The organism is Alphaproteobacteria bacterium (assembly GCA_037146715.1).
Taxonomy (GTDB): Bacteria; Pseudomonadota; Alphaproteobacteria; order UBA7879; family UBA5542; genus JBAWWO01.
On the sequence record JBAWWO010000011.1, the window covers coordinates 20,309 to 44,591 of the forward strand.

At 39.3% G+C, this 24,283-nt stretch carries 23 protein-coding genes; 19 read left to right on the forward strand and 4 right to left on the reverse strand.

The genetic code is table 11. From position 1 onward, the window contains the following. Position 1 precedes the first annotated feature (1 nt). The 4 genes from WCG05_04250 to WCG05_04265 all read left to right on the forward strand — a co-directional run bounded on the left by WCG05_04250 (position 2) and on the right by WCG05_04265 (position 3,159). Positions 2–736, forward strand: a complete 735-nt coding sequence (locus WCG05_04250; protein MEI8321203.1) for a type-F conjugative transfer system secretin TraK — start codon at positions 2–4, stop codon at positions 734–736. Then, positions 729–1,133: a hypothetical protein gene (locus WCG05_04255; protein ID MEI8321204.1), complete on the forward strand. Its 405-nt coding sequence runs from the start codon at positions 729–731 to the stop codon at positions 1,131–1,133. Before WCG05_04250 ends, WCG05_04255 begins: the two co-directional genes overlap by 8 nt. A gap of 20 nt (positions 1,134–1,153) precedes the next feature. Then, positions 1,154–2,479 carry a TraB/VirB10 family protein gene (locus tag WCG05_04260; GenBank protein ID MEI8321205.1) on the forward strand — a complete coding sequence of 442 codons (1,326 nt, stop codon included), beginning with the start codon at positions 1,154–1,156 and terminating at the stop codon, positions 2,477–2,479. Between the two features lie 164 nt (positions 2,480–2,643). Beyond that, the gene (locus WCG05_04265; protein MEI8321206.1) at positions 2,644–3,159 is read left to right on the forward strand and encodes a hypothetical protein; all 516 of its coding nucleotides are present in this window, start codon (positions 2,644–2,646) and stop codon (positions 3,157–3,159) included. A 148-nt stretch (positions 3,160–3,307) separates the two neighbouring features. Here the strand turns inward: WCG05_04265 and WCG05_04270 are convergent, their stop codons facing one another. Beyond that, entirely contained in the window at positions 3,308–3,454 is a 147-nt protein-coding gene (locus tag WCG05_04270; protein MEI8321207.1) for a hypothetical protein, read from the reverse strand. Between the two features lies 1 nt (position 3,455). Then, entirely contained in the window at positions 3,456–3,680 is a 225-nt protein-coding gene (locus tag WCG05_04275) for a ribbon-helix-helix domain-containing protein (GenBank protein MEI8321208.1), read from the reverse strand. A gap of 72 nt (positions 3,681–3,752) precedes the next feature. On the opposite strand from WCG05_04275, the gene WCG05_04280 reads away from it, so the two are divergent. From WCG05_04280 to WCG05_04300, 5 genes are read left to right on the forward strand one after another with little or no spacing between them, the layout of a single operon-like run. After that, entirely contained in the window at positions 3,753–6,377 is a 2,625-nt protein-coding gene (locus tag WCG05_04280) for a TraC family protein (protein ID MEI8321209.1), read from the forward strand. After that, positions 6,355–7,002, forward strand: a complete 648-nt coding sequence (gene traW, locus WCG05_04285) for a type-F conjugative transfer system protein TraW (GenBank protein ID MEI8321210.1) — start codon at positions 6,355–6,357, stop codon at positions 7,000–7,002. The genes WCG05_04280 and traW overlap by 23 nt, the downstream gene beginning before the upstream one ends. Beyond that, positions 7,003–7,296 carry a hypothetical protein gene (locus WCG05_04290; GenBank protein ID MEI8321211.1) on the forward strand — a complete coding sequence of 98 codons (294 nt, stop codon included), beginning with the start codon at positions 7,003–7,005 and terminating at the stop codon, positions 7,294–7,296. It begins immediately after the preceding gene. After that, positions 7,260–8,729, forward strand: a complete 1,470-nt coding sequence (locus WCG05_04295) for an ATP-binding protein (protein ID MEI8321212.1) — start codon at positions 7,260–7,262, stop codon at positions 8,727–8,729. The genes WCG05_04290 and WCG05_04295 overlap by 37 nt, the downstream gene beginning before the upstream one ends. Before the next feature lie 56 nt (positions 8,730–8,785). Further along, a complete protein-coding gene (locus WCG05_04300; GenBank protein MEI8321213.1) occupies positions 8,786–8,923 on the forward strand; it encodes a hypothetical protein in 138 nt (45 codons plus the stop codon). Positions 8,924–8,974: 51 nt separating this feature from the next. Here the strand turns inward: WCG05_04300 and WCG05_04305 are convergent, their stop codons facing one another. Continuing rightward, the gene (locus WCG05_04305) at positions 8,975–9,214 is read right to left on the reverse strand and encodes a hypothetical protein (protein ID MEI8321214.1); all 240 of its coding nucleotides are present in this window, start codon (positions 9,212–9,214) and stop codon (positions 8,975–8,977) included. A gap of 341 nt (positions 9,215–9,555) precedes the next feature. Here WCG05_04305 and WCG05_04310 point away from each other — a divergent pair, with 341 nt between their 5' ends. The 7 genes from WCG05_04310 to WCG05_04340 are packed head-to-tail and all read left to right on the forward strand — an operon-like array spanning position 9,556 to position 19,468. After that, positions 9,556–10,719, forward strand: coding sequence for an AAA family ATPase (locus tag WCG05_04310; GenBank protein MEI8321215.1), 1,164 nt, complete (start codon positions 9,556–9,558; stop codon positions 10,717–10,719). Further along, positions 10,710–11,708, forward strand: a complete 999-nt coding sequence (traU, locus tag WCG05_04315) for a conjugal transfer pilus assembly protein TraU (protein MEI8321216.1) — start codon at positions 10,710–10,712, stop codon at positions 11,706–11,708. Before WCG05_04310 ends, traU begins: the two co-directional genes overlap by 10 nt. A 43-nt stretch (positions 11,709–11,751) precedes the next feature. Next, on the forward strand, positions 11,752–12,465 hold the full coding sequence (gene trbC / locus WCG05_04320) for a type-F conjugative transfer system pilin assembly protein TrbC (GenBank protein ID MEI8321217.1): 714 nt from the start codon (positions 11,752–11,754) through the stop codon (positions 12,463–12,465). Continuing rightward, a complete protein-coding gene (locus tag WCG05_04325; protein MEI8321218.1) occupies positions 12,449–14,419 on the forward strand; it encodes a conjugal transfer protein TraN in 1,971 nt (656 codons plus the stop codon). The genes trbC and WCG05_04325 overlap by 17 nt, the downstream gene beginning before the upstream one ends. Continuing rightward, entirely contained in the window at positions 14,419–15,264 is an 846-nt protein-coding gene (locus WCG05_04330; protein MEI8321219.1) for a conjugal transfer protein TraF, read from the forward strand. Before WCG05_04325 ends, WCG05_04330 begins: the two co-directional genes overlap by 1 nt. Then, positions 15,261–16,619, forward strand: a complete 1,359-nt coding sequence (locus WCG05_04335; GenBank protein MEI8321220.1) for a conjugal transfer protein TraH — start codon at positions 15,261–15,263, stop codon at positions 16,617–16,619. The genes WCG05_04330 and WCG05_04335 overlap by 4 nt, the downstream gene beginning before the upstream one ends. Before the next feature lie 17 nt (positions 16,620–16,636). Continuing rightward, positions 16,637–19,468: a conjugal transfer protein TraG N-terminal domain-containing protein gene (locus tag WCG05_04340; GenBank protein MEI8321221.1), complete on the forward strand. Its 2,832-nt coding sequence runs from the start codon at positions 16,637–16,639 to the stop codon at positions 19,466–19,468. Positions 19,469–19,473: 5 nt separating this feature from the next. Here WCG05_04340 and WCG05_04345 read toward each other — a convergent pair whose 3' ends face one another. Continuing rightward, on the reverse strand, positions 19,474–20,025 hold the full coding sequence (locus WCG05_04345; GenBank protein ID MEI8321222.1) for a hypothetical protein: 552 nt from the start codon (positions 20,023–20,025) through the stop codon (positions 19,474–19,476). A gap of 187 nt (positions 20,026–20,212) precedes the next feature. Here WCG05_04345 and WCG05_04350 point away from each other — a divergent pair, with 187 nt between their 5' ends. From WCG05_04350 to WCG05_04360, 3 genes are read left to right on the forward strand one after another with little or no spacing between them, the layout of a single operon-like run. Next, a complete protein-coding gene (locus WCG05_04350) occupies positions 20,213–21,250 on the forward strand; it encodes a PDDEXK nuclease domain-containing protein (GenBank protein ID MEI8321223.1) in 1,038 nt (345 codons plus the stop codon). A 15-nt stretch (positions 21,251–21,265) separates the two neighbouring features. Beyond that, the gene (locus WCG05_04355) at positions 21,266–22,225 is read left to right on the forward strand and encodes a virulence protein RhuM/Fic/DOC family protein (protein MEI8321224.1); all 960 of its coding nucleotides are present in this window, start codon (positions 21,266–21,268) and stop codon (positions 22,223–22,225) included. Between the two features lie 20 nt (positions 22,226–22,245). Continuing rightward, the gene (locus WCG05_04360; GenBank protein ID MEI8321225.1) at positions 22,246–24,153 is read left to right on the forward strand and encodes a type IV secretion system DNA-binding domain-containing protein; all 1,908 of its coding nucleotides are present in this window, start codon (positions 22,246–22,248) and stop codon (positions 24,151–24,153) included. Positions 24,154–24,283: the final 130 nt, after the last annotated feature.

The following is a 24,283-nucleotide window of genomic DNA, read 5'->3' on the forward strand; positions in this document are numbered from 1 at the left end:
AATGAATAGAGTAAGACAATCAACTTTAACCCTCAATATTATCATCAGTATGAGTCTTTTGATGGGAGACCTTTGTAAAAGCTCTATTCCTTTAAAGACAGATCAGGTGATTTCTGTCCCAGTGCGTTGCGGGGGTCTTACACGTCTTATGATTAAAGGAGATAAAATTCAGGATATTGTTGTATATCCAGAGAAATTTTTTCCCCAAACGTCTCTTCATAAAAACGGCCAACTCTACATTAATTTAAAGGATGAATCTCAGTCTCTACAGCTCAGCTTGATTACTCAAAATGGGCTCACTCAGGATCTAGTGCTAAAGTGCGATCCTAAGAAGGAGAGGGGACCTATTATTCTGGAAGGTGTGGATGCTACTGAAGACCAGGAAATCAAAGATCAGAAAGAAATGGAATTGATTCTTTCTCTTGTCAAGAAAGCACTGACTAATGATCTAGAGAATGGAGTGGATTCCAATCCAGGTTCTCAAAGAGCACAAGAAGATCTGCTTTGGAAGGGAAAAACCAGATGGTCCGTTGGCTCTTATGAAATGGAGAGATTTGAGACCAAGAATAAGACGGAGAAGTTCATCCTATTAAAAGCGGAAGATTTAAGACAAGAGACGGATCTTGTCGTGAGTTTTGACCAGACACTCTTAGAGCCTGGCAAAAAAGGGGTCCTAGTGGTGGTCACTAGGAAAATAACACCTAACATTCAATCAAAAGGAGATAAAAATGAATAACCCTAAAAATTTTGAATCTAACAAAGATACAACAGCCGAATATAAGCCCAAAGAGCTTCTCATTGCAGAGCAGGTAATTTTAAAAATGCAAAAAAGAACTCAAGTTCGAGAACTTAAAAAACAGGCGATTTTTGTTGTTATTGTGATGGCAACTATTCTTTCATCTACATCAGAAAGCCTGGCAGCTTTAGCGACTCAAGTGGATAGCGTTAAAAATCTTTTTAGAGATCATATCATGGCTTGTGGTCTTATTATTGGGGTCGCTGTAGGAGGAGTGAGGTCCTTAATGACTCATAATATTGGCTCTTTTATAGCTATTTTGGGCATTGCGATCTCCATCTCTTTTTCTTTGAGTCTTATAGAAAACGGCGTTTTCTTTAAGTTGTTTAGCAAATAGTTGATGGATAAAGAGCTGTCATGAGCAATTTAAAAGATCTTACCCAGAAATTTCCGTACCTCCCCAGAATGATCGTTTGGGGAGGGGGAGGCTTATTGCTTATAGGCGGGATTATCGGGTGGGTGATTATAGAATCCGCTAAAATACCTTCTCAACACCCTCAAAAAGATTCTTTGCCAGACGTGTCTACTCCCCACAGTCTTATGTCTTCTAAAGAGCTTTGGGTTAACCGCATTGAGGGAAAAACAGAAGATATCCATAAGGATGTTGACGATATGAGGACTCAAAATCAACTCCTGAAGCAACAGATGGATGTTATGGACGGGATCATGAAGAACATGGCGGAACACCAAATGGTCATGCAGCAGCAGGTAGCAGAAGATAGAAACAGAATGGCTAAAGAGAACATAGCTTTAGACGAAGGAGAGTTTGATAGATCTGTGGGAGAGGGGGAAGAAGGAACGTTTCCCTCTCAAGGAATGTTAGAACAAGGAGAGGGCAGGGGAGTTGCCAAGAAACAAGAACAACCATCGTGTGGGTTTAAGATATTTTCTTTACTCGACTCAGAGACGCCGATAGTCCCCAAAGACAAGCCTAAAGTCGTCGAGGAAATTATTCCTGCAGGCACTTATGCAGCTGGTGTTCTGACTAGTGGAATTGCAGCCAGTACTTCCCTTAATGCTCAAAGTGATCCTCAACCAGCTATGGTACGGTTAACAGGAAAGGGCATTCTTCCTAAAGGATTTAGGTCTGATATTAAAGAAGCTGTTATTATTGCTGCTTGCTATGGAGATATTTCTTCTGAGCGGGCTAATTGTCGCCTCAATAAACTTCTGATCATGGAACACAATGGGGAAGTTCTGTCCAAGAAGGTGGAGGGATGGCTTATTGGGGATGATGGAATTCCGGGCATTAAGGGAGTAGTCGTTGATAAGGCAGGGCCCGTTGTACGAGGCGCTTTCTGGTCAGGCCTTCTCAGTGGATTTGCCACTTATTTCAAAGCAGCGGCTCAACAACCTCAATTTGCCTTAACGGGGGGAGGGGCTGTAGAAACTCAAAAAATGAGCAATAGCACACTTCTGCAAAGTGCAGGCGCTAATGGAGTGAGTAATGCTTTGGAAAAAATAGCAGATTTTGCGATTAAAAGAGCCGAACAAATGCAACCTGTCATTATGGTAGATCCTGGTCGGGGAGTTGACGTTGTCTTTAAAGAGGAAGTAGACCTTTCAGATTCCACATTCCGTCAAGAAATGGTGAAGAAGGGGGCTCAGACTCGTCATGATCACGCTCTTAAAAATGCTACTCTACATCCTATTCAACTAAAAAAATCAGGAGATACTCAATGAAACGCTATTTTGGTTACAGGAAACCTCTTCCTCTCTTCATAGGGTCGCTTAAAAAACTTTTCTTATGCCTGATCATGTCTACTCTCACAGGGTGTTCAGGGATGTTTACACCTTATGATGTAAACTTTGAATGTCCTGTTAAAAAAGGGGTTTCTTGTACTCGTATGAGCACAATCAACAAAATGATTGATGAGGGAAAACTAGGGCAAGAAGAAACTCTTTCTTATCAGAAGAGTTGCTCTGGGTGTGGATGCTCGAGCCCAAAGGATCAATCTAAAGAACCTGTCATTCAAACGTATTTTTTAGAAGAGAGAAAAAATACCTCTAAACCCTCTCCAGAAAAAGAAATCTTGGGCGAAGAAACCACAGAAAACCTTTTAGAGGAGAGAGCCTCCTCGCCTGTTGAAAATACTATATCAGACCAACTCTCTTTCATACAAGAAGAAGACTCTGAAAAGCCTAGTTCTCCTGTTTTAGATGATTCAGAGTCTTCCTCTTGTATGGATAGGGAAACAAACCCATTTAATAATAATGATGGAGCTGAGTCTGTCTATAAGGAGGAAGAAAATGAGATGTCCCCTAAAGAGCTATCTGATTCAAAACTAGATCCTGAGAGAGTTTATGTTCACTTAGAGGATAACCAGAAGCCTATGGTCCAGGAGGTGTCGCATGTTCAGTAATGTTTTTATAGGAAATTCAACGAGTATAAACTTCCCGGCGATGGGCAATTTTAAGAACTATAATAGTAAAACTATCTGGAATAAAATCTACGATCAGACGATAATCACCTACTCTCAGACTCCAAAATCCTGTCAACTCTCCGGTCAATCATTTCCCAAATATGCGGGGTTCATCAGCAGAGAGAATTTTTTCTTTTATAAACTTAGCAACACGTTTCTGTTCAACAAATCCAAGTTTAGTGAATTCTTTTTCAGCAGCAGGCGAAAACTCAATATACCAACGAGAATCTGCCATCTTATTTTAAGCCAGCAGCCTTTTTTATCTCGGTCCAAGGCACAGGTTTATCGAGTCCTTTGTCGAGTCTTTTTTTTCTCTCTAGAGCGTCATAATAGTCTTCTTGATCTTCTAGATACTCTTCGAGAGCCTGAGACACAAAAGAAGATTTGGAGCGATGAGTTTTCTGAGCTAGCTTCTTTAGTCTGTTTTCCAGTTCTTCTGGCAATTCAACAGATACAGTCATGGCTCTTCTCCTTTTCTTTAAATATAGGCTGTTTTTTCAAAATTTCAAGATTAAATAAAAAAGGGGTCTATCATGCTTGAAAAAACGCTTTCATTTTTAGGGGTAGATAACAATGATACAACAGAACCTCATAAGCCTTGGATGAAAGGAGAACGGTTTCACAATCTATTACCCTACGAATCTTATGACGAAGAAACAGGCCTCTTTTACAACAAAGGGGCAACAGGGTTTGTCTTAAAGGGGCTTCCTATGGTAGGTGCAAGTCTTCATGATCAAGGACAATTAGCGGAGTTCTTTCGACAGAAAGAGCATTTGCCAGAAGGTAGCTCCCTGCAAGTTCTTTTTGTATCGAGTCCTCGAGTTGGACATTTGTTAGATAACTGGGTTGATTATCGTCATGGACCTGAGAGAAAATTATCCGCAGGGATTCGTGAAGAAGACTGCATTTATCAGAAGCTTGCTCATCAGCGTCGAGAGCTTTTTAAGAAAAAAGCGCTGGGAGAGGAACCCTATATGGTTTCTACGTGCCACTTGCTTATTTCTATTACATTTCCTGGGAGGCTCCTCGAACCTTTAGAAAAAGAACATCTTTTAAAGACCAGGAATGCTGCGGAAGAATCTTTGAAGAAAATAGGGGTCTTTACCCAAAAATTAGATGCCGAAAAATTTCAGCAAGAGATGTCGAACCTTTTAAATATGTCGGGATCTATTCGAGATGAGCCGTGCTCTTATAATCCTCTCGAATCTATTTCCAAGCAGATATTGCATGGAGAAACTACATTTGAAGCCACTCAAAATGGGGAAGGAGTCTTAACACAAGGGGGTAGAATTATTTGCAAATCTTTTTATCCTAAATCTTCTCCTAAAACATGGGCTCTACATCTTATGGATTTGTTTTTGGGGAATCCTCTCTCATTAGACGGCGCTATGCTTTGCCCTTTCTGGCTTCACTATGGATTAACGGTTGAACACAACCAAGGACAAGCTAAATCTAAAGTTATTATGAGGAGAGAATCCTTAGAAAACTCCATGAAGAATCGATTAGGGAAATGGATGGTGGCTCTTCCAGAACAATATGAAGAAGCCGATAGCTGTTTGAGAGAATTGAACCAAGGAGAGAGGGTCATTCAGGCTTGTTTTTCTCTTACAATTATGACAGAACCCAAAAATCTTTCCAAGGTAGAGGCAAGACTTCGCCAAATATGGTCTTCTTGTGGATGGGAATCGACCCCAACCACTTATGATCATTTAGCCATGATGATTGGGTCCCTTCCCATGACGTGGACCATGGGCTTAAGGGGACTCAAAAAAGAAGTAACCGGGTATGGCCCTGATCTTGCTAAGATGGGAAAAGCTAAGAAAACTATCACGAAAGAGTCTCAAAATCTTTTACCCCTTCTGGGAGAGTGGATGGGACAAGACGCTCCTGGCATGCTTCTCTATGGACGGCGAGGCCAACTCTTTTGTTGGAATCAATTTTCCACCTGTTTGTTGCCAAATATTGAAAATAAAAAAACTGATCACAACTATAACGTTTGTATTGCTGGAGACAGTGGGTCTGGCAAATCTTTTTTTATGCAAGAAATGATGTTCACTGTTTTAGGAGTGGGGGGCAAAGTTTTTGTTTTGGACTATGGGAGATCCTTTAAAAAGAGCTGTGAACTTTTAGGAGGAGAGCATATTGAGTTTGATATAAGACGTCCTTTATCCTTAAACCCTTTTAGTAATATTCCTGTTGGAAGTAATCCCATCGAGAGTGAAATTCGAACAGAAATGCTCGCGACGTTAAAACCTATGTTGCAAGTTATGGTTTCTCCTCGATTGGGAGTTTCTTCTCTTGAAGAGGCCATTTTAGGAAAAGCGCTCATTGAGGTTTGGGAACAATATAAGAATGAAGCAAGTATTACACATATTCAAGAATACCTTTCTCAAAGCGATAACATAAATTCTCAAAACCTAGGAATTATGTTGTCTCCTTTTGCAGAAGGTGGCACGTATGGATCTTTTTTTAGCGGCCCTTCTCAAGCCTCTCTATCAGAGGACCTTGTGGTGATTGAAACGGATCATTTGAGAAATCATCCCTCTCTTATGGCCGTTCTCGTCCAAATGGTTATTTTACAGATTAACCAGACGATGGCTCGAGGAGATCGTCAAAAACCTTATATGATTATTATTGATGAAGCTTGGAAGCTCTTGAGCGGAAAAGATACAGCTACATTTATCGAAGATGTCAGTAGAACCGCGAGAAAATATAAGGGGAGTCTTGTGTTAGGCACTCAGCTTCTAACAGACTATTTTAGAAAAGAAGCGCCTGCCGCTGAAGTCGCTTTTAAAGGATCTAGTTGGAAGATTATCCTCTATCAAACAGAAAATACCATACAGGCGCTTGGGGGGAATGAGAATCTTAAAACATTCGTGGGGAATGAACAGCGAAAAGCCATGTTATCCTCTTTGAGAGCGCATTTGCCATACTTTTCAGAGATGGCTATCTTTGGACCCGATATCACTGGGGTGGTTGCAAGATTTTCTGTAGAGCCTTTTACAGGCCTTCTTTTCTCTACGAGTCCAGATGATCACAAAATTATTGAGGCAGAGCGTGCTCTGAGCCATTCGATTACGGAGTCCATAGACAATATTTTAGAAAGAAGAAATAGAGAAAAGGGGAGGGGGAAAAATGTTAGTTCAATTGAGAAATAAATTAAATCTTACTCCAAAAGTTTTCTTTTTATGTTGTGCCATTTTTAGTGTGAGCTGTTCTTACGCCAAAGACTTAGGCACTCACGGACCTGTCTTCCCTATTGCCGAAGAGAATCTCTTAGAAGTGATTCACCGAAAACTTCTTCACCTGCAAAAAACAGGAAATATTGAAGTGATCAATAAGCAGATTCAGAAGCGTGTCAAAAAATCAGCTCAAGAGCCAAAAGCAATTCATCATCTTCCCTGTGCAGAAAAGGATCATTCCAGACTTTTTGACCCCTCCATCACGTTGCCAGAAGATATTACGGATCATGAAGGCAAAATCTTTATAAAAGGGGGAACAAAGGTTAATCCCTTAGATTACGTCCAGTGGAGAAACCCTGTGGTGTTCATTAACGGTCATGACGAAGACCAGGTGAGTTGGGCAGAGTATCAGAAAGGCAAAATAGTCCTTGTGGAAGGAAAGCCCTTTGAAATCCACAAGAGGCTTCAACGGTGGATATACTTTGACCAAGGAGGAATTGCCGTTAAACGTTTCTCTATTAAAGCCTTGCCCACACGTATTACACAAAAGGGGAAACGGTTGTTTATAGAGGAAATTGATCTTAATGAGAGGGGGGTCTAAATGCACATTTTTGCTAAAACTTTAACCCTAAATCCCAAAAAAGATGTTTTAGGGCTGAGATTAGAGAGCAATTTCTTAGCACCAAAACAGTGTTTTGTTAAGTTTTGGCGGATTTTTAATACAAAATGTTTATCCCTAAATCGCAATTTTATCGATTTGCCGCTGATTTTGAACAACAACTTTTCAGCGGTAAAATACAAAATGATTGATTTACCGCTAATTTATGATACATTAATTTCAGCGGTAAAATATAAAATATGGATTTTGTCGCTGATTTTGAAACATCCTTATTAGAAAGAGAGAAGAAAATGACAAAATTTATTGGTAGAACAGAATATTTAAAAAAGCTAGATAAACTTTTAGAAAAATCTTCTTCAAGTCTTGTGGTAGTTACAGGAAGACGACGAATTGGAAAAAGTCGTCTTATTAAAGAATTTGGAAAAAATCATCGTCTATTAAGTTTTGAAGGTATAGCTCCTCATCCACGGACAACCCGTCAAAGTCAATTAGATGAGTTTGGAGATCAACTTGGAAAAGTTACTGGTCATCCATCATTTTCAGATAAAAACTGGAATGATTATTTTGCAAGACTTATAGCCTATGGGAAAGAGATGAAAGAAGGATGGATGATTATTCTTTTAGACGAGATTTCGTGGATGGGATCCAAAGATCCTGCTTTTATTGCAAAACTTAAAAGTGCTTGGGAAAAACTGAGTGAAAATCCTAAAATTATTCTAATATTATGTGGATCAGATTCATCTTGGATTATGAAGAATGTTATCCAAAACACAGCATTTTTTGGACGAAGAGATTTACATTTATCAATAAAGGAAATGCCCTTAAAAGAAATTAATGAATTTTGGGGTAAAAATCATGTTAGTGCCTATGAAAAATTCAAAATCATTTCCATTACGGGCGGAATTCCGAAATATTTAGAGCTCATTATTCCTTCGGATACTGCGGAAGAAAATATAAAACGTTTGTGTTTTGATTCTTCTCAATATTTGTTTAAGGAGTTTAATTCTCTCTTTGATGAACAGTTTAACAAAAAAAACATTCTTTATAAATCTATTGTAAAACTACTTGTTGGAACTTCCTTATCGTATACAGAAGTAGCCAATGCTTTGAAAAAAGAATCAGGAGGGACGTTAACTTCTCATTTACAAGATCTTTGTAACTCTGGGTTTTTACGTCGAGAACCTACCTGGTCTTTAAAAACAGGGATAGAATCCAAACTCAGTCTTTATCGGCTTACTGATAATTATTTAAGATTTTATCTAAAGTATATCGATCCTCTTTCATCTCAAATAGAAAGAGGTCCCGTTAATCTTCCTAACGGATGGGATAGTATTATGGGATTACAATTTGAAAATATGATTATTAACAATCGTCAGGAACTCTTTGATCTTCTTGAGGTCAAAAAAGTTGTTAATGATGGTCCTTACTTTCAAACAAAAACAAGGGGACAGGAGGGATGTCAAATTGATTATTTAATCCAAACAGAGGGCTGTTTCTACGTTTGTGAGGTTAAATTCTCGAAAAACCCTATCGGTATGGAAGTTGTAGAGGAAATGAAAAAAAAGATACGAGCCCTCAATACATCTAAAGATATGTCTCTAAGACCCGTTCTCATCCACGTAAATGGCACCACTAGAGATTTAGAGGAGAGTGATTATTTCACGCACATCATAGACTTTTCCAAAATATTAAATCCGAGTGGGAGGTAATGCGATGAAATTTAAACTCAAGACAGAAAAAAATATGCATTTTATAGGATTATAATATGGATAAAATTAAAAAAACCCTACAAGGAGAAATTGTCGTTAAGCGCTTTGCTATTAAAGCCTTGCCCACACGTATTACGCAAAAAGGGAAACGGCTCCTCATTGAGGAAATAGATATAGAGGGGAGAGGGGTATGAAGTTAACTTCTTTACAGATCTCTTTTATTAAAAAATTACTGAATATAATTTTTAAGCATTTTTTCTTTTTGAACTTGCAAGATCTTTTTTTAATTCAGATCGTGTATAAAGCTTTTCTTCATTCCGTTCAACTCTTTTCCAAACTTCAAGAGCATCATAATAGTTTTCTTGATCTTCCAAAAATTCTTGGAAAGCCTGAAGCACAAGCTCTTCCTTTGAACGACGGGTTCTTTTGGACAAAGCAGTTAAGCGTTCATCAAACTCTTCTGGAATGTCTGCAACGTAACTCATGGAAATTATCCTTTCCTCTTGTATATATAACTTTTTCTTGTTTAGAAAAAGGAGATTTTTTATGAAAAACCCCCTAAAAGAATATTTTTTATATTGGAAGAAGATCTTCTATAAATGGCAGAATACCTGGATAAATATGGGATCGTTTTCCATAATCAATCTTCTTGTTCTTAAGTATTTGATCTTTCTAACTTTTGTTTTTTTGATTCTCACAACCCAACAGAATAAAAGATTCTTAATAGAATCATTGAAATATGTATATTTAAGTATCATAATACCCATATATCTGATATTTAAGTATCATAGTACTATTATAACTTAACTTTTAAGGAGACTATATTATGAGTAATTATATAAAAAGAATTTTAGAGTTAAATCTTCCCCAAGGGCAATCATGTTTTTTATGGGGTGCGCGAAAAACAGGAAAATCTACATTTTTAAAGAAATCTTATCCTGAAGCTTTGTGGATTGATTTATTACAAGCAGATATTTACCAGAAATATCTCTTAGACCCTTCTAAGCTACGACAAGAATTAGAGGCCATATCTCCTAACCCTTTGGTGATTATAGACGAAATTCAGAAAGTTCCTGCTCTATTGGATGAAATTCATTGGCTCATTGAAAATAAAAAAATCCAATTTATCCTATGTGGGTCTAGCTCTCGACGTTTAAGAGCCCCAAATGTTAATTTGTTAGGAGGAAGAGCTTGGAGATATATGTTTGTTCCTTTTTGTTATGAGGAACTTAAAGAACTCAACTGGCATAAAATATTTAATAATGGATTAATCCCCAGTCATTATTTTTCCCAAAACGCACAAAAAAGTTTAGCTGCTTATTTGTTCGACTATGTCCTCAATGAAGTACATGCAGAAGCACAATTACGGCAAAAAGAACCTTTTGCTAAATTCTTAGATTCTTTAGGAATTTGGGGAGGAAAAATGATTAACTACACGAATATTTCAAAAGCATGTGGAGTTAACCTTAAAACGATTCAAACATATTTTGAGATTTTAGTAGATATGTATTTAGGATATTTCGTCAAACCTTATAGCAAATCCACGACGCAGCAAGATATTCAATCAACTCCTAAATTTTATTTGTTTGATACAGGGGTAGCTAATTATTTAAAACGTTTTAAGTATACCGAAATGAGGGGAAGAGAAGTAGGAGAATCATTTGAACACTATGTTTTTTTAGAGTTGATGGCGTATAAACTTTTAAAAGATAAAAGAGAAGATATATGCTATTGGAAGGGAAAAGAAAAAGATCTTGAAGTAGATTTCATTGTAAAGAATCATGCTTTTGAAGTAAAAACGTCTACCTCAATTGATAAAAATGACATAAAAAATCTCCTAATTTTTGGAAAAGATGTGTCCAAATTTTCCCTTAATATTATCTGCTTTGAGCCTCAAAAAAGAATTATTGAACGAGGAGAAAAGAAGATTACTGTTTGGCCCATTGAAGAGTTTTTGCAAACTCTATGGAGGGGTGAAATATGGGAATAATAACCTACATTCGTATATGTTTCATAGTACTAAACTTTATCAATCCTTACTTTGCTTCAGCCAATGGAGCTTGCGTAGGTCGCATGGTCAACCCTGTGACAGACATATGCTGGAAGTGTATGTTTCCTTTGCGCATTGGGGGAGTACAAATTGCTGCAGGGGGTCCAGATCAACGCCTTTCTACACCTCCCATTTGTGTGTGTTCACGACCAGGCATATCTGTCCCTGTGCCGGGGATTCCAGTTTCTTTCTGGGAACCCGCTCGTCTCATGGATATCACGCGTACCCCTTATTGTTTGACCAATATGGGAGGGATTTCTATCGGCAGCATGGGGATTAAGGGCCGAGGAGATGTAGGTCAAGATGATAATGATGTGAGCAAATCTTCTTTCTATCAAGTGCATTGGTACGTTTATCCCATTCTCTATTGGTTGGAACTTCTCATGGACGTTGTTTGTTTAGAAGCCATGAGTTTTGATCTTGCGTATTTAACAGAGCTCGATCCCTTTTGGGCCGATGATGAAATGGGCGCCATTTTGAACCCTGAGGGTATTCTCTTTGGCAATCCCATAGCTCAGGCGGCTTGTGCAGCCGATTCTATTGCGTCTACTGTCCATCTCCCTCTAGATTGGCTCTTCTGGTGTGCAGGCAGTTGGGGAAGCCTATATCCCTTTGGGGGAACGGTCAGAGATCATGAAGGCGGTGTTCAAGCCTCTTCCCTGCTTGCAGCCCGGTTCATGGCTAAGTTGCATCGAGAGCTTCTCTTATGGGGATACATAGGCATCGAAGGACTTTGTGGGAAGTACCCAATGCCTATTATTAAAAAAAGCCAATATAGACTTCAAATGACCTATCCCCTTCCCCAAACGGAATCCTGTCATCCCATTGGCATGAATCCCGTCATGTTTCAAGCGGGGAGAGAGTTTCCTTTTAAAGGATCAGATTTTGGATATCTTGTGTTCAGAAAGAGAGACTGCTGTGCCTTATAAAAAAGCTATAAAATGCGCTCTGTTGGCGAGTGTTTTAGGAAATATGAGTTGTCCTGTTCTAGCAGCGTCCGAGATCCTCTCTGTTGAAAGTTTTTTAAAGAAGGTTGAAGCGAGTCCAATCACCAAATCCGCTCACGAAAAGCTTGAAGCTCTCTACAACTCTGCTCTTCTAAAAGTGAGAGAAGTCACCCCTAAAGCCAAAGAAATTCTTCAAGAGCTTCCTAAGGTAGATAGGGAATCCCTAGAGGAATTAAAACAAAAAATATTTAATACACCTTTACAGAAAGATGAGCAAAAACAGTGCTCATCCAAAATGTGCAAAACCAGTATAGCTCCTCCTGTCTCAGAGGGGTCTCCTCTTCTCATATTTGTGTCCTTTTCTTTAGGGGATGCAACGCTTAAAAAGCTTTATGGCCAAGCTCAGAAAATCGGGTCGCGATTGGTGATGCAGGGGCTCTATAAAAATAGTTTTAGGGAAACCCAGTCTAAAATTAGATCTTTGGGAATCGTCGTTGATATTGACCCTACTCTGTTTGAGAAGTTTTCAGTCAAAGAAGTGCCTGTGTTTGTTCTGATGACCGAAGAGACTCCTTTGGTAACAAACGGAGAGTCCCACCCCTCTTACGATGTTTTAAAAGGAAACGTATCTCTCAATTATGCTTTAGAGGAATTTTTAGAAAATGGATCCATAGAGGGACAAAAAATTGCCCAAAATCTAATAGATAGAATAAGGAGGGCCCATGACGAAGGTAAATAAAAGCAAATTTGGGTTATGGACCATCATGGGACCCCTCCTATTTTTTACACTGGAATCTAAAGGAGATCCACAACAATCCTATAGGGATGGGGAAAGTTTCGCAAAAGAAAAAATAGAAGAAATGAAGGAAGGAAAAGCAGATCTGGTTCCAGGCTTTGAAACGGACCGTCCAGAAGAAAGCTCTATCATGGATCTTCACACTCAAGAGCAAGGGAAAGTTCTTCACGAAAGAGTCACCCAAAAGTCTCAGGCAGAAAAATCGGACGACAATTCCGCTACCAGTCTCCTTGTTGAAACGGAGCATAAAAGACCTCACTTCAAAATAGAGCCAGCAACAGATCCTCTCTTTGTGGCCGCCGACAAGATTTTAACTGATCCAGAGGAAGTCCTTAAAGTTCAAAGAGAAACAGAAGAGAATTTGCCCCCTCTTCAAAGCGTTCATGAATGTTATGAGGGGGGAGCTCCAGAAACCCGTCCCTGTGTCATGAAACGACACATCCGTTTAAGAGACATTATCCCACAAATTAAGGACATCACTCTTTCTATCGCAGGTATTGGAGGAAATTATAGTTCTAGTTACAACATTCTTACCAACGCAAAAGGAGGAGCCAATCTCATTACGTCTGATTTTCCTTTGTCTTCAGATCTTGTGCCTAGAGTTCGATCTATTACGGTTAAGGAAAATAAGAGTACAGCAAGTTTTAACTATCCCATTTTAAGTGTATCTAGCACAAAAAAGACAAGGTATTGGACTGTAAGACGTCTTTTTACAACAGAACATCGATCTGAAGATACTTATAATTTACCAAGTGGATCGGTTATTTTTACTCTCGACTATACCCCTCTTCCCACAGAGGCAGACGTCATCGAAACAATCGAAGACACATGCACGCCTCTGGAAGAGTCGACAGATAGAGGAGAGTGCGTTTATGGGCAAGAAACCATCCTAGAGGGTCCTGCCAGTAAGAAGCTAGACACCTTAGAAATCAAACGAGACTGGTGGCATAAAACGCGCACCTATGAATGTGCCTTTCCCTCCAAAAACAATTGCGCTGGTCTCAGAAAGAAAGGCTGCACACAAAGGAGTTCCGTGTGTCATCAATGGCAAGGAGATCGATGCCTGGAGTGGAAACAAACTTTTATGTGCCAAGAATGGTCTCCACGACTAAATAAAGTATCTCTGACAGGAAAAAAACCGTTTTGTTTAGACGGAACGTGTACGGATCAGTCTTGGACTCCCAATGGAGATATGGGAGACGCTTTAGCCAAGATGTCTCTTTTAAAGGAAGTCAAGAAAGAGATGGGGGATTTTAGAGAAGGTCGTGTCTTTAAGGGGGACGATATGAAATGCAGCAAACATTGTTTGAGTTTCAGTGATTGTTGTAGTTTAAAGAACGGATGGGGAGATAAGTTGAAGTTGACCCGCTGTACACCAGAAGAACAACTTTTAGCCCAAAAACGGGGAGAGGGGAAATGTCATTTGGTTGGGACCTATTGTTCTAAGAAAGTTCTAGGTCAGTGTACCCTTAAAAAGACCACTTTCTGTTGCTATGGATCTAAACTCGCACGCCTGATGCACGAGCAGGGAAGATCTCAGTTGGGGGTTGGATGGGGAGATCCGGAACATCCAAATTGCCGCGCTTTAAGTATGGAAGAATTTGCCCGCATTGATTGGAACAAGGTTAACTTTTCTGAAATCATTCAAGACGTCATGCTAAAGGTGAAAGTTCCTGACGTTAGTAAAACCGTCCAAACCTTCCAAGATAACTGGAAATCTCGATTGCCCTCCTCTGCAGAAAGCGGGTCTCAGGACTATTCAAAAACCCTAAAGAACCAACTGAATTCCCGAGAGGAGTTTGTGAGAAAAAATGCGAGTCCTGGATCTTATAGTCTCCATGGATCTCCTCCTTCCCGTAAAGATCGAGAAGAAGATAAAGCCCAGGTGGTGTTCTAATGTGGATACTCGTACAAATCATGATAGGGTGGACTCTCGTTTCTCTCAGTAACGCAGGAGGTATAGACCCTGTTTCTAAGACTTCGAAAGAGGATTTTAAGAAAACAGCGCCTGAGGGATTCTTGTGGTATTCAGCTTTAAAACAAAGGATAGAGCAGAAACAGAAAAAGGAACCTTCCTCCCCTGCCCCTTATAGCACCTTAGATCCTCTTGAAAAAATGGCGGAGTTACAGAAAGCATTTGAACGGGCAACAGCTAAGGCTGTTTTAGAACCCAGTTATCAGAATGTGAAAGAGGCTCAATACTTTCAAGAACGCATTATGCGCCAGGCTGAAGCTTTTCAGAAAATGTGGCAGTGGGTCTTGCTCCAAGATTCTTATCATTGGCAAAAAAATGCCCATGGAAATCGAGTTCACAGAGAACTTTTAAAAGAAGAATCTCATAAGGAGTTCGGTAAAAATTTACAAACGCTTGCTAAAAACTTTGGGTTATTTTTCTTTTTTAAGGAAGATTGTACGTATTGCCATGCTTTTGCCCCGTTCGTAAAACAATTTGCAGATACCTATGGGTTTGCCGTGAAGGTCGTATCAGGGGATCACATCACACGAGGGCTTAAAGAATTCCCCTCTGCCGTGATGGATAATGGAACTATTCGAAAGCTCAATCCCCAGGGCATCTTCCCTGCCCTCTTCTTGGTCAATCCCCTCACACAAGAAGTGCTTCCTTTAAGCTGGGGCCTTAATTCTATTTCCGTTTTAGAGGAGAACGCGAATCTCATCTATAAACAGACTTTTGAAAAGAAGGATAAAGAATCTCCTGTTCCCCTCAAAGAGGATTTGACATGAAAAAATTACGCATTATGGGACGATATTTAAGGTTTTCTGTTTTCATAGTCTTAATCATTTTGCCAGTTGCAGGGCACTCCATGACAAACGCGATGGATAAGTTTTTTAGAGCCATGGGAACAGATGTGAATACCTCAGGTCCGGGATCTTTTAAGAATCAAGCAGCGGGATATTATACAGGCGGAGGGTTGATGGTGAGACAGAAAAATTGGGCATATCAGCCTATCACCATTTCTCCCCCTTCTTTTAATGCAGGATGTAGCGGTATTGATGCATATTTTGGGGGTGTTTCTTTTATGGGTGGAGAGCAGTTGGGGAATTTATTAAGGCAGATGGGCACTCAAGCCCAAACATACGCCCTGCAACTAGCTTTAAAGACCATGGCACCCCAAATTGAAAATCTCCTCTCTTCACTCCGTAAAATGGCCTTGGATTTTAATTCTCTCATGGTGGGAGACTGTCGACAGGTCCAACAAATCTTTGCGTCAGCCCTCCCAAAAGGGACAGCTTTTCAAGAACACGCTTGTATCGATGTTAAAAAACAAGGAGGGGGAGAAGATTGGTTTGGGGCAAAAGAAAAATGTAGATCCCCTGATAAAATAGCTGAAGGAGCGAAACAAGCTCAAGAAAAGAATCCAGATCAACTCTCAGGCGAATATAATCTTATCTGGCATATTTTGAAAAAACTTACCGGGGAAGGCCTTTTACCAGATGAAGAAAAAGAATTCTGGCAGACCATGACAGGAACTATTGTTCATCGACAAGAAGGAGACCGTTTTATTCATATTCCCTATGCAGGGAAAGCCGCTGACGATAGGACTTGGGATACGTTATTACGAGGAGGCACTTTGGACGGATTATCTTGTGAGGGAGATAAGAGCAAATGCTTGAGACCTAAAAGCGTTCCATTGACTCTCAAAGAAGGTCTTAAAGACAAAATATCTAAAAAAATATATGAACTTCAAGATAAATATACAGAGGGCAAAGCTTTATCTGAACACGACATCCTCTTTCTTAATGATGTAGTGTCTGTTCCCTTATGGAAGTATATCCAAGTATTTTCTGCTGCAGGAGGATCCGCTAACTTTGAACCTATCTTAGATTACATAGCTTTGCAGCTCTTGCTCTCCCAATTAGAGAAGATTCTGTCAGAGGTCGAATCCCACCTACATCTTTTAGAGGCCCATCAGCAAGAAAGTTCTCAACTTGAAGCCTTTGGTAAAAGACTTCAGGGGTTAAAAACCCAATTAAAGCTAAGGCAAGGCCCCCTCACCTATCAAGCCATCTTTCAATTGAATCAAATGGTAGAGATGGAAGAAAAAAGGATCAGGCTTATAAACGGACTCAATTCTTAAGATAAAGGAAGTATGGTATGGACTATTCAATTTACACTTTTGGGAGCGGAGAGATCATTGAGAAGGTTTTAAATGTATTAGCTCTTCTGTGTCAAAACGAGAATGTCTTTTTTAGGCCTGTTTTAGCTTTATCAGCGTCCGTTGGAGCCCTATGGGCAGGGCTACAAGCCATGTATGGAGGAAACATTGGAGCGTTCATTAAGGTCTGGATGCTCCCTACTATCCTTATATTCAATCTTATGTTTGTACCTCGTGTGACTGTCAACATCATTGACCAAGTAGATACCTTCCACCATTACTCCCGGGTTGAAAACGTCCCTGTGGGCCCTGCCCTCATCGCTCATGTATCCAGCTCCATTGCCTATCATTTAACAGAAGCCATTGAAGAAAGGCTTGTCCCTGCTGATTATGCAGACCTTACGTACGGGAAATCTGGTCCCATGTTGGCAGCCTATCTTATGGCCTCCAGTCGAAATCTAGTGGTTGCAGATCCTATTCTGCGAGAGAACGTAAAAAACTATGTAGATCAATGTTTTACCTGGCCCTATTTATATACGAACATTGCGCCAGGCAAAGAGGAAGCTCTTAAAAGCACCAATATTTTAGAGTTCATGAAGAGTAATCCTCATCCAGGCCTTGGGATGTACTGGAAAGAAAGTACGGGTAAACCCACCTTTATGATGTGTTCTAAGGTGCCTGAGAAACTAAATCCAGCCATGAAAGAAGAAAGTGCCCGCGCCCTTTCCAGACTTGCTGATCAAGTTCTCCCAGGGATTTCTTCTCAAAACCCTGCAGAGTCCCAAAAAGCTATGACTTTGGTAGGAGAAAGTGCGTGGCACACCATTGCCAAAGATAGTTCCAATGCTCATCAGAGAGTGGAACAACAAATGATCATCAATGCAGGTCGAGAAGCAATAGACGACGGGCTAGAAAAGTTTGGGATGCAACGCAGATATGCTCGACTCATTTCCTATTCTGCCACCAGAGCCGAGGAGCAACAAAACACAGGATTTTTGATTATGGGGGCGACTGCTGCGAGGCAACTCCCTGTGATTCAAGGAGTGTTCCTAGGTCTTCTACTTATATCTTTCGTTTTTGTCTGTGCCTGTACCTTTCTGCCAGGAGGACTCAAAATATGGGGAACTTGGATCAAAATGATGTTTTGGGTTCAGAGCTGGCCTGTTTTCTTTGGGATTCTCAATTGTCTGGGTCTATTATGGTTGAACAAATCTGTTAATACAGTCCTCTTTACGCATGGAGAGGGTATTAGTTGGCTTACCCAAAATGGTCTTGCAGATGCTTCATGGAATGCTTACTGCATCGTTCAAAACCTCTTTTTTTCTATTCCTTTTCTATCTTGGGCGCTGATCAGTGGCAGTGGGCATGCTCTTGTCTCCATGGCGGAACGAGTACTCCCCACTGTGGGCACAGGACTTGGACAAAGCATTGTAGACAATACTCAGAGTTTTGATACGCAGAGTTTCCATAACAAAACAATTGGCAGCATGCAATTAGCTCAGCAACAATTAGGAGCCAATTATAGTTTATCCTCTTCAACTGATGATGGACGGTTTAGAACAACCACTGGGCCGTCAGGATATCAAAATATCCAAGAGCACATGAGCTCTACCCGTCATGCCATTAATTCAAATGAATCTATCCAAGCTCAGTTCAGCGAACAATTAAGCAGCGAACAACAGGCGATGCAAAGCTTATCTGAGTCCTATACGGATTCTAAAAACACAGCGCTCGATAAATCTTATGAACTGACAAAAGCCTTTGCTCAAGGAAAAGCACATGTAAAGGGAGCCTCTGAATCTGAAAATAGAGATATTCAAAAATCAGCTCAAGAAATGCTCTCTGCGAACGAGAGATACGCAAAGCAACATACCCTCACCGAAGGTATTGCCTGGAGTGTTTCAGCTGGCGTGCCTTTAGAAAAAATTCCAGTGATAGGCCCTGTGCTAGAAAGTATTTTCTCAACTGGAGGGACCTCAGATGCTGGTAAACAAGATTTTAGACAATTTGCAAGAGACACAGGGATTAATCGCGATGTTGCAGAACGGTTGAGTCAAGGATTCAATGCAGCTTTAACCGATAATGTGAGTTTCTCAGAAGACTCTTCCAAAAGAACAGCTGAGTCATTTAGGTCGAGCATGACAGATACTCAAAACTATAGCTCTCAACTTTCTGCTCAACAAAGCAAAGTTGACCGCTTACAAGAAATGAGTTCTCTCATGGAATCTCAAGGAATCAACATTACTCAAAATCTTAACGATGACGTCTTAGAGTATGTAGCAGCTAAACACAATTGGAGCAAAGAAACAGCTGCAAAATGGTCTTCAGATCATGCCTCTTCCTTCAGAGAAGAAGCTTCCAGCTACATTCAAGGTTGGACACAAAATATCAGCTCATGGTTAGAATCAAAATCAGGGCCTTTAAGTAGTACTTCCATAGATGATCACTATCAATCCTATAAAAATAGTGTCTTCCAAAAGAAGTCCTCTATGACCGATCCCTCTCATGGAGTGAGAGACCAAGCCACTCAAGAAGGAGTTGGATTCGGTACGGCTTCAACATCTGAGCAAAACATGGATCAATTCTACGAAAATACATCGTCTAAAGTTGAGCAGAATTCTCCTGACTTTGGAACTATTGATCAAAAAATGGAGGGAATGGAGGATAGGCTAAAAGACACGAGACAAGCTGCTCAAAAAGAGTTTAGAAAGTTTGATGAAAAAGGAGTCGCCCGCCGCGCCCTAAAAGTGGCTTGGGACAAAGGAGGCAAAAGAGTATTAGAAGATATTGGTTTGATGGATCCAAACGCTCGAAAGAAATTAGACGAATGATAAATTTAATGTCTCTTTTTCATATAGTACGTACCTTGGGAAGCCAAAGCCAAATCAAGGGTCCTGCTTTTTATTGGATGAGATACATAGAGTGTAGTTGCTTTCACAAATCCCTTTGGAAATACAATAAAATTGAATCGAGCCAACATAGCTTTAATCAAAATAAAACCTACAAAATAGAATGGCAAAAAGACCACAGCAGTTTCCTTATGGGGGAAAATAATCAGAAGGATAATAAAAACAACTTTCATCAGGCCATAACCCCAAAAGTTGAGAGTCATATATTTGTCCAACTGAGGTGGGGTCATCTTATGGGTTTTTTTAAGCCATTTTTTATCAACAAACTGAGAATTCTTAAGACCTTTAGTTTTGTACATCCAAGTTTGAATGACAAGGTTAAGGGGAAGAAAAGCAATAATGCAATACCCATGAAGATTAAAAACTTTAAGAACCAACCAAAAAGGAATCAATGTCAAAATAGTAAGTCCATAAGAATAGAGGCTAACAGGTGCCAAGAATTTAATTTTGAGCTTTTTAAATTTAGATATATTAATCATTTTTTATCTTCCGTTATCCCTGTAATAATAGCAGATTTCTTAGAAAACATCAAATTTGAGAGAGGGAAGTTGTTAAACTCACAAATTACACGCTATCAAGAGGAGTTGAAAAAAGGTATTTTAAGAGGATTTTTACCAACCCTATGGAAATATAATCGTAATCTTTTAAACAATGGAGCAACTAATTATGAACCTCGATAAATCTTACAAATCCTATATAGAAACCCTAAAAAAAGAAATTGCAACAGCACGGATCAAAGCCAATCTTGCTGTTAACAAAGAGTTGGTTCTCCTTTACTGGAAAATTGGGAAACATGTTCTTGAAATGCAAGAAAAAGAAGGCTGGGGTGCGAAAGTAATTGAGCAAGTATCCTATGATTTAAGAAAAGAGTTTCCAGAAATGAGGGGTTTGGGTGTCTCTAATTTACATTATATGAGACGTTTTTCTGCAGAGTATGAGGGAGATCTAATTCTCCAAGGACCACTTGGAGAAATTACCTGGTACCATAATCTGGCCTTGATGGATAAAATTAAAAACACTGAAAACCGTCTTTGGTATGCCAGAAAAACCATTGAAAACGGTTGGTCTCGTAATGTTCTTGTGCATCAAATTGAGAGTAATTTGTATGGTCGTCAAGGAAAAGCGATTACAAATTTTAAAGAGACGTTACCTGCTCTAGAATCTGACCTTGCCCATGAGCTTGTTAAAAGCCCTTACAATCTTGAATTTTTAAACATTGCAGAAGAGGTACACGAAAAAGATCTTGAAAATGCCCTTATTAATAACATTCGGAATTTTTTACTAGAGCTTGGCAAAGGGTTCTCTTTCGTAGGAAATCAGTATCACATTGAGTTAGAAGGCGAAGACTACTATCTCGACCTTCTTTTCTACCACCTCAAGTTAAGATGTTACGTTATTATTGAGCTCAAAACTGGAAGGTTTTTACCTGAACATGCGGGGAAAATGAATTTCTATTTAAACTTGGTGGATCATCAATTACGCCACAAAGATGATAGCCCAAGCATTGGGATTATTTTATGCAAAGACAAAAGAAATATCACTGTAAAATATTCTTTGGATGGCCTGAAGAGACCTCTAGGAGTATCTGAATATAAACTAAATAAGGAATTAGAAAAAAAGATCAAAGAATCTCTTCCTGATGAAATGGAATTAAAAGAAGAGTTAACAGAAGAACTTGAAAAAAACGAAGAAAATATTCAGTAAAAGAAAGGAAACAATATGTCTGAAATTATTATATATAAATCCCAAAATGGGAGTATCCAGCTTGACGTAAATTTAGATCATGAAACAGTTTGGTTATCTCAAAAACAACTGGCTGAGTTGTTTGATAAAGATATTCGAACAATTTCTGAACATATTAACAATATATTTAAAGAAGGAGAACTTAGTAAAAATTCAGTTGTCCGGAATTTCCGGATACCTGCCAGCGACGGAAAAATCTATAATATCCAACATTACAATCTTGATGTCATTATATCAGTAGGATACCGTGTAAAATCAAAACAAGGCACCCAATTTAGACAATGGGCTACAACTGTTCTTAAAGATCACCTTATTAAAGGTTATTCTATTCATAAACACCAAATTGCCAAAAAAGGATTTGAAGAACTTCAATCAACTGTCCAACTGCTTCAAAAAACTCTAAAGAGCCAGGAATTAGCAAATGACGTAGGAATTGAAGCTATACAACTCATTATGAGGTTTTCAAAAACATGGCACTTGTTGTTAGCCTATGATGAAGAAAAAATAACTCTTCCTAAAAATACTCAACCCTCAATTGTTGAACTCACCTATCAAGAGTCTCTCAAATCCATTAATATTTTTAAAAGGGAATTGGAGACTCACAAAGAAGCTTCTTCTTTGTTTGGAATAGAAAGAGAAAAAGGACTTGAGGGGATTTTAGGGAGCATAGAGCAGACTTTTGATGGAACCCCTCTTTATAAATCTGTGCAAGAAAAAGCAGCTCATTTGCTTTATTTTGTTATAAAAAATCACCCATTTGTGGATGGTAATAAGAGAATTGGAAGTTTTCTTTTTATTCTTTACCTGAGTTTACAACAAATCTCCCACAATCTTAATGAAAATGGATTATTAGCCTTAGCTCTATTGATTGCCCAAAGTGAACCTTCTCAAAAAGAAATCATGATTCATTTAGTTATTAACATATTGAGTGAATAAGAAGCAGAAAGATTATCATCATGTCCAAATCTAACTCTGTCGGTAATTTTACGCGAGGCAGTCAAGTCATTACCCATCAAATGAGGATGTTTGCCCAGGGGATGAGAGCCTCTTTGCTAATGGGATTTGGCTGTATGATCTTGTGGGTTTTTTGGTGTGCGTGGTCTGATTTAAGTGTCACAGATCTATATCATTATGTTGTCAGTTGGTGGGCCTCTTTTAAATTAAGCTTCTTTAGTTTATTTGGAGGCAATAAGGCTTATGGGACAACTATGCTTTCTTTTTATCATTTTGAGTTTAAACGATGGATGACCTTAAGGGCTTATTCTTATCTACAATGGAACGTTCCCTTCTTAGCGGTTAAACGAGTGGAGGGAGTCTTTAGTTTCTTTTTTAGTATTTACTTTTTACGGCAATTAATGGCGTCTTTTTGTGGTGGGATTGTTCTCTCCATTGGAGCTTTTATGTATAAGGGATGGAAGAAGCATCAAAAGACCATCGAACGAGGAGGAAGCTTGGTAACCCCAAAAACCTTGAAGAATCTCTTAAGGAAAAAAGGAAAGGCCTCAGATATTCAGGTTGATGGAATACCTCTTGTAAAGGGAGCTGAAACCCTCCACATGCTTCTATCAGGAACAACTGGGGCTGGTAAAACAAATGCACTCCATAAACTTCTGCCTCAGATCAGAGCTAAAGGCCAGAAAGCCATTATTGTAGACCTTAATGGCAGTTTCGTTTCAAAATATTACAGAGAAGGAAAAGACATTATCCTTAATCCTTTAGATCAGAGAACAGTTCATTGGTCTCCTTGGGCAGACTGCTTGATGAAGTCCCATTATGATGCCTTTGCAGAAGCCCTCATCCCTAATGATGGAACGCACTCAGATAAGTTTTGGGAAAAGGCGGCAAGGACAGTTTTATCGAGCACCTTAGAGAAACTTGAAAACTCTAAGAAAACATCAGAGTTATGTCAGATGCTTTTAGGGACATCCATTCCTGAACTGGAAGAATTCCTCAAAGGAACCGCCGCAACATACCTTGTTTCCTCTCAAGGGGACAAGATGAGTACGTCTATCATGGGAAGTCTAACAGATCACATCAAAGGCCTTTTGTATGTTCAAGACACAACAACACCCTTTTCCATTAGAGATTGGATGAAACAAGAAAATGATGACTCCTGGCTCTTTCTAACGGCGGCACCAGATCAGAGGGCAACCATAAGACCTCTTTTAACAGCATGGTTAGATATGGCCTTTAATGCCCTTATGTCTCTTGATCATGAAAAAGCTTATGACCTTAAGAGACGAGTATGGTTTATCTTAGACGAGCTCCCTGCCCTTCAGAAAATCCCCTCTCTTCAAACAGCTTTGGCAGAATCCAGAAAGTTTGGGGGATGTATTGTAGCGGGCATTCAAAACATGCCTCAGCTCTACGATATCTACAAACAAGCCGAAGCACAGTCTATGATGAATCTTTTTAATACTTCTCTCATTTTTAGAACAGATGAACCAAAAACATGCCAATATCTTTCTGACAAACTCGGGGAACAAGAAATTCATGACGTGAAGGAAAATATTTCTTACGGGGCAAATACCATTCGAGACGGAGTTAATCTTAACTCTTTCGAAAAACGACATCTTCTTGTTCTTCCCACAGAAATTGCCCTTCTTCCAGATCTATCCTGTTATCTGAAATATCCTGGTAACTGGCCCATCACAAAGATTGAAATGAAGCTAGAGAAGCCAGAATCTATCGCACCAACTTTCTTGGTTCAAGAAATAAAAACAGAAATAAAATACGTTGAAAAACCAAAAACACAATTTTCAGAAGCCCTTTCTACAAGGCAAGAAAAGTTCGAGTTTGAAGACCCTCTATCTCAAAAAAAACAAAATAAAGAGCAAAAAGAAGAAGTTGTTTCAGTGATTTAAACATGAAGCAGAATAATACATCTTTTTTGAAAGTTGTAGGGAATTCAATTGAGATTGGTCAGAGTCCAGTAGAGATGGACCTTGTTGCATAAGTGAGGTCTGAGGGATTTTCTAAATTTCTGGATTTTTT